This window comes from Actinoplanes sp. NPDC051537 (assembly GCF_055586105.1).
Map to the genome: position 1 here is coordinate 226080 of NZ_JBVJIU010000018.1, position 10911 is coordinate 236990.

Here is a 10911-nt window from a genome sequence, read left to right on the forward strand (position 1 = left end):
CGGTCATGGGGAGCGACTACGCCATCGAGGCGGATGGATTGCGCCGGACATATCGGGGGCGCACGGGCTGGCTTCGGCCGAGAAGGACCGAGGTCGAGGCCGTGCGCGGCGTGTCGTTCGCGGTGCCGCGCGGAGAGCTGTTCGGCCTGCTCGGGCCGAACGGCGCCGGCAAGACCACGACGATCAAGATGCTCAACACCCTGCTGCTGCCCACGTCGGGCACGGCGCGGGTGTGCGGGCTCGATGTGGTCGAACAGACCCGAGAGGTACGCCGGCGGATCGGCTACGTGTTCGGTGGTGACCGCGGGCTCTACGAACGGCTCTCCGCGCTGGACAACCTGCGCTACTTCGCCGAGCTCTACGGGGTGGCGCCGCGCGAGCAGAAGCGCCGGATCGCCGAGCTGCTCGAGCTCGTCGGGCTGGACGGCCGGGAACGGGAACGGGTCGAGGGCTATTCGCGCGGCATGCGGCAGCGCCTGCACATCGCGCGGGGGCTGCTGCATGCGCCGGAGGTGCTGTTCCTCGACGAACCGTCCATCGGGGTCGATCCGGTGGCGGCGCGCGAGCTCCGGCGTACCGTCTCCGATCTCGCCGCCTCCGGCACCACCGTGCTGCTCACCACGCACTACATGGCCGAGGCCGACGAGCTGTGCGGGCGGATCGGGGTGATCGCCGACGGCGAGATCCAGGCCCTCGGAACCCCGGCGGAGCTGCGGCGTCGCGCGGACGGCCGGCGGGTGGTCGAGGTCGAGGCGTACGGGGTTCCCGACACGGCCGTGGCGGCGCTGCGCGGGCTGCCCGGGGTCCGCGAGACCGCGATCGAGGAGCGCGGCGCGTTGCAGCTGCTCACCGTCCACTCGGACGCGCACGTGGACGTGCAGGGCGACATCCTGCGCGAGCTCGCCGGCATCCGCCTGGGCCGGGTGAACAGCCGCGAGCCCACGCTCGAGGACGCCTACGTCGCGATCGTGAACGCCGCATGAGAACGGCACGCATGCTGCTGCTGGGCACCCTCACCCACGCCAAGCAGATCAGCCGCTCCCCGTTCGAGGTGACGATCGCGCTGGTCGTGCCCATCGTGCAGGCCACGCTCGCGGTCTACCTGTTCCGGGCCGGCGCCGAGCAACACCGGCTGCTCGAGGCCGCGGTCGGGGCCGGGCTGATGGGCGTCTGGTCGTCGGTGCTGTTCGGCTCCGGCGGCGCGATCCAGAACCAGCGCTGGCAGGGCACCCTCGAAATGATCATGCTGGCGCCGCGGCGGCCCGTCCTGGTCATCCTGCCGATCACGGTGGCGACCGGGCTCACCGGCACGTACGCGCTGCTGGCCACGCTCGCCTGGGGCCGGATCCTCTACGGCATCCGCTTCGACTTCGCGCACCCGGCGCTGTTCGTCGTGGCGGCCGTGGTCTGCGTCGTCGCGCTCGGCATGTTCGGCCTGCTGCTGGCCTCGACGTTCGTGCTGATGCGCAACGCCAACGCGCTCACCAACACGCTCGAGTACCCGATCTGGCTGGTCTCCGGCATGCTCGTGCCGATCACCGTGCTGCCGGCCTGGACCGGGCCGATCGCGGCGGTGCTGCCGACCACCTGGGGCGCCCGGGCGCTGCGCGAGGCGACCACCGGCGGCCCGGTCTGGCCGGCGATCGGCATCTGCCTCGGAATCAGCGTGATCTGCCTGGTCGCGGGCTCGTTCGCGCTCACCTACGTCGAACGCCGCGCCCGCGCGGCCGCAACCCTGGCGCTGGCATGAAGACTCTGCGATTGATGACCGTGGGCGGCGTGATCGCCTACCGAGCCCTGTTCAACTGGACCCGGCCCGCGATCTTCGTGGGGACGCTGCTGGTCGGCCCGCTGTTCCAGCTGCTGTTCTTCGCGTACCTCGGAAGGCAGTTGGGGGTTGCCGACGACCGCTTCTACATCGTCGGGAACGCGGTGCTGTGTGCCACCCTGGCCTGCGTCTTCGGCGGCACGCTGGCGGTCGGCAACGAGCGGCGGTACGGGACGCTGGGGCACGTGCTGCTGTCGCCTCGCAGCCGCACCGCCGTGTTTCTGGGGCGGGCCCTGCCGTACGCGGGAAATGGTCTTCTCATCGCCGTTGTCACGCTCAGCGTGAGCGCGGCGCTGCTCGGCCTGCGGATCCCGTTCGCCGCCGTGCCCGGCCTGCTCCTGGCGATGGCGGTCGGGTCGCTGGCCTGCGCGTTCTTCGGGCTCACGCTCGGCGCGCTGGGCCTGCGCTTCCGCGACGTCTGGGTGATCTCGAACGTCGCGGTCGCGCTGTTGCTGCTGCTCACCGGCGTGAACGTGCCGAGCTCGGCGTTGCCCGGCTGGATGGTGACGGTCGGTCAGTTCCTGCCGATCACCCACGCCGCGGCGGCGGCCCGCGATCTCGCCGCCGGGCACGGCCTCGCCGCGGCCGCGCCCGCCCTGGGCCGGGAGGCGCTGGTCGGCCTGGCCTATGCCCTCCTCGCCGCCCTGCTCCTCAAGATCTTCGAGACCGAGTCACGCCGGACGGCGAGCCTGGAGACGCTCTAGCTAGATCTTGGGAAACCAGAGGGACAGCTCGCGCGCCGCGCTCTCCGGCGAGTCGGAGGCGTGCACCAGGTTTTCCCGGTTGGAGAGGGAGAAGTCGCCGCGGATCGTGCCGGCGGCCGCCTTGCGGCCGTCGGTCGAGCCGATCATGGTGCGGACGACCTCGATCACGTTGTCGCCGGCGAGCACCATGGCCACCAGCGGGCCGCTGGTCATGAACGTCTTCAGCGGCGGGTAGAACGCCTTCTCGACGTGGTCGGCGTAGTGCTGGTCGGCGAGGGCCGCGTCCATCGTGCGCATCTCGAGCGCCTCGATGACCAGGCCCTTACGCTCGAAGCGGGCGAGGACCTCGCCGAGCAGGCCACGGCTGACCGCATCGGGCTTGACGAGGACGAGCGAACGCTCGATGGGGCTGGTCACGAACTTCCTCCGGTTAACTTCGGCAGATACGCGGGATTCAGCCTATCGGTACCGAGTTTCCGGCGAGCGGCAACGCCGGGACTACCGCACTTTCGCTCGGACCGGGCCGGGCAATAACCTGACGTGAAAGAGCGGGAGGTCCACATTGGCAAACCAGACCGGCCGTCCTGTCGCACCGGCGCGCAAGCTGGTGGCGGCCGTCATGGGCACGATCGCGGTCTTCGTCGTGGCCCTGGGCCTCGGCATGTCCAGCTGGGGCGTGGTCGTTTTCGGCCTCGCCGTGCTGGCGCTGTCGATCGCGCTGGGCATGGTCAATGTGGTGCGGCGCGGCGCCCGGGCCTGGGTGAGCGGCACGGCCGAGGTGCGCGCGATCTCGCCGCCGCCGGCGTCGTCCGCCGTCTACGGCCGGGCCGAGATCCAGGCCGTCGTGGTCGCGCCGGGCCTGCCGACCTCCGAGGTGACCATCCGCGAGCCGCGCGTGCCGGTCGTGAAGTGGCCGGTGATCGGCGACACCCTGCCCATCACCGTCGACGTCGACGACATGCGCCGGGTCCGCATCAACTGGGACGACGCGACCCCGCACGAGCGCGGCGAGGACCCGCCGCCCCCGACGACCCCCGACTACGGCGACATCCCCGAGGACTACAACGACGACCTCGACGACGACCTCCTGGGCGACGTCGAGCCCCCGCCTTGGACCACCCCCGACCGCGAGTGGGACGACGACGGCGAGCCGCCGCCCGCGCCCCCCGCGTCCCCGGCCCCCGCCGCCGCGGGCGAGACCCCCGTGGTCGTTCGCGACACCCCCGCGGGCGTGGTCGTGGAGGGCGAGTTCGTCGACCACAACTCCGACACGCAGCCGCTCCCGCGCCGAGCCGCCAAGACGGCCGGCGCTCCCGCTGGTTCCTCCGCCGACCCTGGCTTCGCCGGCGCTCCCGGCTCGTCCGATGACCCTGGTTTCTCGGACGGCCCCGGGTCGGCCGCCGATCCTGGCTTCGCCGCGGCCGCCGATGACGACGCGGAAGCGGACTATGTTGCGGAAGCGGATGACGCGCCCGGCCGATTCGAGCAGGCCGAGCCGACGGTCGCCGGCGCCGCGGCCGCCGCGGCCGCGGGTCACCGGTTCGCCAGCGACCCTTATGGCGATCAGGCCGCCGGGGGTCCGCCCGGCACCGCCGGCGAGCGTGTCTCCGCCGGCGCCCGGCGTCCCAGCCCGCGCCCCCGGCCCCACGGCGGCGGCACCGCAACCGCGACGGCCGACCCGCTGACCGCGGAAGCGAAGGCGCCCCCGTCGCCGCGCACCCCCCACCCGGACGACGCCGCCCCCGTCGACGTCCCGCTCGACGAGCCCGTGGCGCCCCACGGCACCTCGCCGCTCGACCTTCCGCTGGACGACCCGGCGCCCCACGCGGCCTACCGGCGCCCGGAACCCACGGTCACCGCGACCGCCGCGACGCCGAGCCCGTCGGTCCCGCCACCCACCGCCCCCGAGCCGACCACACCACCCCCCACCGCGCCGCCGGCGTCGATGTCCCGCCCCACGGCCCCGCCGCCGTCCGCCCACGACGACATCGACCTACCTCTCGACGCCGACCCGGCCGCCCAGCCCGAGGCCACCGCCCCCGGCGCCCCCGAGGCCGTGGCCGACGACCTGATCGCCCCGCCGCCCGAGCCCCGACCCACGACGAGGTTCACCGCCAACGCGGCCCACGACGAGGAGACCTACGACCCGACGGCGGAGATCCCGCTCGACACCGCCCCCGCCGACCAGCACCACCACTCCCCCGGCGTAGTAGCGGGCGCCGCCGCGGCCGTAGGTGCGGTCGCCGCCTCCGCCGTAGCCGCCGTCAAGAGATTCGGCCACTCCGACAAGCAGCCCCCCACGCCGCCGGAGCCCTCCGAAGCCGCCGAGCCCGCTGCCGCGGCCGGCGCGGTCCCGCCCGCCGAGCCGGCCACGGCCGCAGCCACCGAGGTCCCGCCGGCCGAGCCCGCAGTCGGCGCAGCAGCAGCAGCCGCAGCCGCCGCAGCCCGCGCCGCTGCCCCCGCAGCCGCAGCTCCCGCAGCCGCAGCTCCCGCCGCCGCAGCTCCCGCCGCCGCAGCTCCCGCCGCCGGCACTCCCGCCGCCGGCACTCCCGCCGCCGGCACTCCCGCCGCCGGCACTCCCGCCCCCGCAGCTCCCGCCCCGGTCGGCGCCGCAGCTCCCGCCGCGGCCGCCGCCGCAGTCCCGCCCACCGAGACCACCGAGCCCGCCGAGATCCCGCCCGACCCCGACGCGACACCGTGGTCGACCCCGCCGTCGTTCTCGACCGAACCGGACGAGCACGCCGACGACCTGATCACGGCCTATCCGAGCGCCCGGCCCGGGCCGGCGGGGGCGATCTACGGCGTGGGGATCACGGTTCTGGTCACCGAGCTCACGCGGTCGGTCGCCTTCTACCGGGACACGCTCGGGTTCTACGAGATCGACAGCGGTGACGGCAGCGCGGTGCTGGCCTCGGGCGACACGCGCCTGGTGCTACGCACGGTCGCGGATCTCTCGGCCGAGGCCGGCCGCCTGATCTACCTGAACCTCGAGGTCGGCGACGTCGAAGCGGTCTACGCCGAGCTCATCGCCAAGGGCGTGCCGTTCGTGCACCCGCCGCAGCCGGTCAACCGGGGCGACCGCCTCGAGCTGTGGTCGGCCACGTTCCGCGACCCCGACGGTCACAACATCGCCATCACGCAGTGGCGGGCGATCCGCTGACCTCCGCCGGCACGTGGGCCTAGCCGAGAATCTTCCGCCGGACGTACGCGGCGTAGGCCCACGTCGCGGCGAAGATCAGGCCGAGGACGGCCAGGGACCAGTGCAGCAGGCCGCACGCGATCAGCAACGCCTGCAGCACGGCCCCGGCCGGCCACGCCCACGAACGGCCCATCATGCCGGCCAGCACCGCGCACAGCACCGCCAGCGCGACCACGGCGCCGACACCCCAGCCGCTCAGGTCGCCACCCATGATCCGGATGGGCTGGATGGCCAACAGCAGAACAATGGCCTCCAGCACGAGCGTTCCAGCGCCTAACCCCCGTACGGCCGCCTGAGGGTTACGAAGCCCCGAACGAGGGGGCTCAGGCTGCGAGGGCGGCGACGGCGTCGAGGGCGGCAGGGACGTCATCGTTTCAGCAGTTTCCGCGCGTCGGCGACCGTGACGACCGAGCCGGTGATCAGCACCGCGACCCCGCTCAGCTCGCCGGACGTGTCCTCCTCCGCGATCACCACCGCTTCCTGGATCGCGTCCGGCATGTTCTCGGCCACGGTGACCCGGTCCTCGCCGAAGATGTCGGTCGCGATCTGCGCCAGCTCGATCACCGGCATCGACCGCGGCGAGCTGTTCTGCGTCACCACGATCCGCGCCGCCACCGGCTCGAGCAGATCGAGCAGGCCGGACACGTCCTTGTCGCCCAGCACCGCGACCACCGCGACCAGGTGCCGGAAGCTGAACTCCTCCTCCAGCGCGCTGACCGTCGCGGCCATCCCGTGCGGGTTGTGCGCGCCGTCGAGCAGGATCGTCGGGGCGCTGCGGACGCGCTCGAGCCGGCCCGGCGAGTCGACCTGGGCGAACCCCTCCACCACCAGCTCGGGCCGCACCTGGTCGCCGAGGAACGCCTCGACCGCCGCGAGCGCGAGCGCCGCGTTCTGCGCCTGGTGCGCGCCGAAGAGCGGCAGGAAGATCTCGCCGTAGATCGCGTGCAGGCCCTGGAGGGTGAGCACCTGCCCGCCGACCGCCTGGGTGCGCTCCACGACGCCGAACTCGCTGCCCTCGCGGGCCACGGTCGCGCCCATCTCGGCCGAGCGCTCGAGGATCGGCCGCATGGCCTCCTCGGTCTGCACCGCGCTGATCACGGTGGCGCCCTTGTGGATGATGCCGGCCTTGGCCCAGGCGATGTCCTCGATCGTGTCGCCGAGCCACTCGGTGTGGTCGAGGCCGATCGGGGTCATCACGCAGACGCCAGCCTCGATCACATTGGTGGCGTCGTCCTCGCCGCCGAGGCCCACCTCCACGACCGCGATGTCGACCGGGGCATCGGCAAATGTCGCGTACGCCATCGCGGTCGTCATGTCGAAATAGGTGAGCGGTTCGGCATTCCGCGCGTCGATCAGCTCGGCGAGAGGAGCGATTTCCCGGTACGCCTCGACCAGCCGCTCCTCGGAGACCGGCTCGCCGTCGAGGCTGATGCGCTCGCGAACCGTCTCGAGGTGCGGGCTCGTGTACCGGCCGGTGTGCAGGCCGTGCGCCCGCAGCAGCGCGTCGATCATGCGGGCCGTGCTGGTCTTGCCGTTGGTGCCGGTCAGGTGGATCGCCGGGTAGGCCCGCTGCGGGCTGCCCAGCACGTCCATGAGGTCCCGGATCTTGCCGATGTCGAAAACCATGCGGGTGAAGCCGCGCTGCTCGAGCCCGGCCACCACCTCGTCGTATTCGGTGCTCATGACGTAGGCAACGCAGAAAGGGCCGCGGCAATTCGCGTGAGATCCGCCTCGGCCGTGGTCAGCCTGTCCTTGATCTTCGCGACCACCGGCTCGGGGGCCTTGGCCAGGAACGCGTCGTTGCCGAGCTTGGCGCGGGCCTGCGCCGCCTCCTTCTCGGCCGCGGCCCGGTCCTTCTCGAGGCGCGCCCGTTCGGCCGCGACGTCGATCGTCCCCCGGGTGTCCAGGTCGACCGTGATCCCGCCGGTCACCGCCAGCGTCGCGGTCGCCGTGAAGCCGGCGGCCGGCTTGTCGAGCCGGGCCAGCGAGCGGATCAGCGGCTCGTGCGTGTCGATGCCGACGTTGCCGAGGCCGGTGAGCGCCGCGGTGACCCGCTGGGTGGGCTTGAGGCCCTGGTCCGAGCGGAACCGGCGGACCTCGGTCACCACCTTCTGGAGGGCGGTGATCTCCTCCTCGGCCGCGTCGTCGATCAGCTCCTTGTCGGCGGCCGGCCACGCGGCCCGGGTCACCGTCTCGCCGCCGGTGAGCGCGATCCACAGCTCCTCGGTGACGAACGGGATGACCGGGTGCAGCAGGCGCAGCAGCTGGTCGAGCACGTGACCGAGCACCCGCCTCGTGGTGCCGGCGTCCTCCGAGGCCAGGACCGGCTTACTCAGCTCGAGGTACCAGTCGCAGACGTCGTCCCAGGCGAAGTGGTAGAGCGTGTCACAGACCTTCGCGTACTCGTAGGTCGCGAACTGCTCGTCCACCTCGGCGATCACGTGCTGGAGCCGGGACAGGATCCACTTGTCGACGGCGGAGAGCTCCTCCGGCGCCGGCAGCGGGCCCTCGACGGTCGCGCCGTTCATCAGCGCGAACCGGGTCGCGTTCCAGAGCTTGTTGCAGAAGTTGCGCGAGCCCTGGCACCACTCCTCGCTGATCGGCACGTCGGAGCCGGGGTTGGCGCCGCGCGCCAGCGTGAAGCGGGTGGCGTCGGCGCCGTACCGGTCGATCCAGTCGAGGGGGTCGACGACGTTGCCGAACGACTTCGACATCTTCTTGCCGTGGGCGTCGCGGACCATGCCGTGCAGGTTCACCACGTCGAACGGCTGGACGTCGCCCATCGCGTACAGCCCGAACATCATCATCCGGGCCACCCAGAAGAACAGGATGTCGTAGCCGGTGACCAGCACGCTGGTCGGATAGAACTTGGCCAGCTCCGCCGTCTGCTCGGGCCAGCCCATCGTCGAGAAAGGCCAAAGAGCGGAAGAGAACCAGGTGTCGAGTACGTCTTCGTCCTGTCGCCAGCCGTCGCCGGTGGGCGCCTGCTCGTCGGGACCGACGCACACCACTTCGCCGTTCGGCCCGTACCAGACCGGAATGCGGTGTCCCCACCACAGCTGACGCGAGATGCACCAGTCGTGCATGTTGTCGACCCACGCGAAGTAGCGCTTGGCCAGCTCGGCCGGCTCGATCGCGACCCGGCCGTCACGCACCGCGTCACCGGCCGCCTTGGCCAGCGGGCCGGTGTTGACGAACCACTGCAGCGAGAGCCGCGGCTCGACGGTCGTCTTGCAGCGCGAGCAGTGACCCACCGAGTGCAGGTAGGGGCGCTTCTCGGCGACGATCCGGCCCTCGGCCCGCAGCGCCGCCACGACGGCGGGGCGTGCCTCGTACCGGTCAAGGCCCTCGAACGGACCCGGCACCGTGACCACCGCGCGCTCGTCCATGATGGTGATGCTCGGCAGGTCGTGCCGCTGGCCGATCTCGAAGTCGTTGGGGTCGTGGGCCGGGGTCACCTTGACCGCGCCGGTGCCGAACGACGGGTCGACGTGCTCGTCGGCCACGATCGGGATCCGCCGCCCGGTCAACGGCAGTTCCACCTCGGTGCCGATCAGGTGCTGGTAGCGCTCGTCGTCGGGGTGGACGGCCACCGCGGTGTCGCCCAGCATCGTCTCGGCCCGGGTGGTGGCGACCACGATGGAGTTGTCGCCGTCGCCGTAGCGGATCGAGACCAGCTCGCCCTCGTCGTCGGTGTGCTCCACCTCGATGTCGCTGAGCGCCGTGAGGCACCGCGGGCACCAGTTGATGATCCGGTTGGCCCGGTAGATCAGCTTGTCGTCGTACAGCCGCTTGAAGATCGTCTGGACCGCGCGGGACAGGCCCTCGTCCATCGTGAACCGCTCGCGCGACCAGTCCACGGAGTCGCCGAGCCGGCGCATCTGCCCGAGGATCGCGCCGCCGGACTGCGCCTTCCACTCCCAGACCTTCGCCACGAACTGCTCGCGGCCGAGGTCGTGCCGGGACAGCTGCTGGCTCGCGAGCTGGCGCTCCACGACGTTCTGGGTGGCGATGCCGGCGTGGTCCATGCCCGGGAGCCACAGCACCTCGAAGCCCTGCATCCGCTTGAGGCGGGAGAGCGTGTCCTGGATGGTGTGGTCGAGCGCGTGGCCGACGTGCAGCGAGCCGGTCACGTTCGGCGGCGGGATGACGATCGAGAACGCCGGCTTGTCACTGGCCGGATCGGCGGTGAAGTAGCCCGCGGATACCCACGTCTCGTACCGCCGCTGCTCTACCTCGCCCGGCGTGTACTGGGCGGAGAGGCCACCGGTGGGCCGGCTGTCGGGGGTGCGGGTCTGGGTCGTCTCGGTCACCCGACAAGTCTACGGAGCCGCGCCCGGAACCCCGAATTCGCACCTCCTCCCCGGGTGGACGATTGCTAGGCTCGCGCAATGTCCGACGCCCCGATCGACATCGGCCCGATCGAGCTCTCCGAGTCACCACCCGACCCGGAGCCTCGTCCGCGTTCCCGAGTCCGCCAGACCCTTCTGCTCGGGCTGCTGGTGGTGGCGGTGGCCGGCGCCGGGGCACTGGCGTACACGGCCTACCAGATCACCAGCGAGAAGGACGCGACGCTGACCGCCCCGACGCAGATCGGCTCGCTTCGCCTCGACACTTCCGACGACGCGAAATCGACGGCCGACTACCTGCAGACGGCGGTCGCGGCCGAGATCGACCTGGACAAGTCGCTGGGCGCCGTCTATCTGGATGCGGGCGACAAGAACGTTCTCTTCTTCGGCGGGACGACGCTTTTCTGGACGCCGGAGAACGACCTCGACACCGCCTTCGACCTCATCTCCGACAACGAAGGCGCGGTCACCGATCTGCACAAGGTGGACGCCGGCAAGCTGGGCGGCACGATGAAGTGCGGCACCACCAAGACCGATTCCGGCAACCTCACGGTCTGCGGCTGGGCCGACCACGGCAGCGTCGCACTGGCGATGTTCAACAACCGCACCGAGAAGGAAGCGGCGCCGTTGATGCGTCAGATCCGGGATGCGACCGAAGTTCGCTCCTGAAACGGCCTCGGCCGTTCCTTTTGACAATAGAAAAAGGCCCGCCCCGTTTCCGGGGCGGGCCTTTTTCTTACGTTGAGTCCGGCGGCGTCCTACTCTCCCACACCCTCCCGAGTGCAGTACCATCGGCGCTGGAGGGCTTAGCTTCCGGGTTCGGAATGAGAC

9 protein-coding genes and 1 rRNA gene are annotated in these 10911 nt (G+C 71.7%); 5 read left to right on the forward strand and 5 right to left on the reverse strand.

The window, feature by feature from the left end; all coding sequences use genetic code 11:
* The first annotated feature begins 5 nt into the window (after nucleotides 1-5).
* From ACZ6TB_RS37560 to ACZ6TB_RS37570, 3 genes are read left to right on the forward strand one after another with little or no spacing between them, the layout of a single operon-like run.
* The gene (locus ACZ6TB_RS37560) at nucleotides 6-983 is read left to right on the forward strand and encodes an ABC transporter ATP-binding protein (RefSeq protein WP_465562889.1); all 978 of its coding nucleotides are present in this window, start codon (nucleotides 6-8) and stop codon (nucleotides 981-983) included.
* Nucleotides 980-1750, forward strand: a complete 771-nt coding sequence (locus ACZ6TB_RS37565) for an ABC transporter permease (RefSeq protein WP_465562893.1) — start codon at nucleotides 980-982, stop codon at nucleotides 1748-1750. The genes ACZ6TB_RS37560 and ACZ6TB_RS37565 overlap by 4 nt, the downstream gene beginning before the upstream one ends.
* Nucleotides 1747-2532 (forward strand): ABC transporter permease, encoded by a 786-nt coding sequence (locus tag ACZ6TB_RS37570; RefSeq protein ID WP_465562896.1) that lies wholly within the window; start codon nucleotides 1747-1749, stop codon nucleotides 2530-2532. The genes ACZ6TB_RS37565 and ACZ6TB_RS37570 overlap by 4 nt, the downstream gene beginning before the upstream one ends.
* Here the strand turns inward: ACZ6TB_RS37570 and ndk are convergent, their stop codons facing one another.
* Nucleotides 2533-2949, reverse strand: coding sequence for a nucleoside-diphosphate kinase (gene ndk, locus ACZ6TB_RS37575; protein ID WP_465562898.1), 417 nt, complete (start codon nucleotides 2947-2949; stop codon nucleotides 2533-2535). It lies immediately after the preceding gene.
* Nucleotides 2950-3094: 145 nt separating this feature from the next.
* Between ndk and ACZ6TB_RS37580 the strand changes: the two genes are divergently transcribed.
* A complete protein-coding gene (locus tag ACZ6TB_RS37580; RefSeq protein ID WP_465562901.1) occupies nucleotides 3095-5692 on the forward strand; it encodes a VOC family protein in 2598 nt (865 codons plus the stop codon).
* 19 nt (nucleotides 5693-5711) lie between these two features.
* Here ACZ6TB_RS37580 and ACZ6TB_RS37585 read toward each other — a convergent pair whose 3' ends face one another.
* Genes ACZ6TB_RS37585 through ACZ6TB_RS37595 form a run of 3 tightly spaced genes read right to left on the reverse strand, consistent with a single transcriptional unit; the run spans nucleotide 5712 to nucleotide 10044 of the window.
* Complete coding sequence (locus tag ACZ6TB_RS37585) at nucleotides 5712-6101, reverse strand: DUF4233 domain-containing protein (RefSeq protein ID WP_465562903.1); 390 nt, start codon at nucleotides 6099-6101, stop codon at nucleotides 5712-5714.
* The gene (locus tag ACZ6TB_RS37590) at nucleotides 6098-7414 is read right to left on the reverse strand and encodes a bifunctional folylpolyglutamate synthase/dihydrofolate synthase (RefSeq protein WP_465562905.1); all 1317 of its coding nucleotides are present in this window, start codon (nucleotides 7412-7414) and stop codon (nucleotides 6098-6100) included. The genes ACZ6TB_RS37585 and ACZ6TB_RS37590 overlap by 4 nt, the downstream gene beginning before the upstream one ends.
* Nucleotides 7411-10044: a valine--tRNA ligase gene (locus ACZ6TB_RS37595; protein WP_465562908.1), complete on the reverse strand. Its 2634-nt coding sequence runs from the start codon at nucleotides 10042-10044 to the stop codon at nucleotides 7411-7413. Before ACZ6TB_RS37595 ends, ACZ6TB_RS37590 begins: the two co-directional genes overlap by 4 nt.
* A 78-nt stretch (nucleotides 10045-10122) precedes the next feature.
* Here ACZ6TB_RS37595 and ACZ6TB_RS37600 point away from each other — a divergent pair, with 78 nt between their 5' ends.
* Nucleotides 10123-10749 carry a hypothetical protein gene (locus tag ACZ6TB_RS37600; protein ID WP_465562911.1) on the forward strand — a complete coding sequence of 209 codons (627 nt, stop codon included), beginning with the start codon at nucleotides 10123-10125 and terminating at the stop codon, nucleotides 10747-10749.
* Between the two features lie 76 nt (nucleotides 10750-10825).
* On the opposite strand, the gene rrf is transcribed toward ACZ6TB_RS37600, so the two are convergent.
* Nucleotides 10826-10911: ribosomal RNA gene (gene rrf / locus ACZ6TB_RS37605) — 5S ribosomal RNA — on the reverse strand; the annotation flags it as partial.

What these genes read in the sequence shown, in the direction of transcription:
- ACZ6TB_RS37560 (WP_465562889.1), top strand. Translation starts at nt 6, where the DNA reads ATGGGGAGCGACTACGCCATCGAGGCGGATGGATTGCGCCGGACATAT.
- ACZ6TB_RS37565 (WP_465562893.1), top strand. Translation starts at nt 980, where the DNA reads ATGAGAACGGCACGCATGCTGCTGCTGGGCACCCTCACCCACGCCAAG.
- ACZ6TB_RS37570 (WP_465562896.1), top strand. Translation starts at nt 1,747, where the DNA reads ATGAAGACTCTGCGATTGATGACCGTGGGCGGCGTGATCGCCTACCGA.
- ACZ6TB_RS37585 (WP_465562903.1), bottom strand. Translation starts at nt 6,101, where the DNA reads ATGACGTCCCTGCCGCCCTCGACGCCGTCGCCGCCCTCGCAGCCTGAG.
- ACZ6TB_RS37590 (WP_465562905.1), bottom strand. Translation starts at nt 7,414, where the DNA reads ATGAGCACCGAATACGACGAGGTGGTGGCCGGGCTCGAGCAGCGCGGC.
- ACZ6TB_RS37600 (WP_465562911.1), top strand. Translation starts at nt 10,123, where the DNA reads ATGTCCGACGCCCCGATCGACATCGGCCCGATCGAGCTCTCCGAGTCA.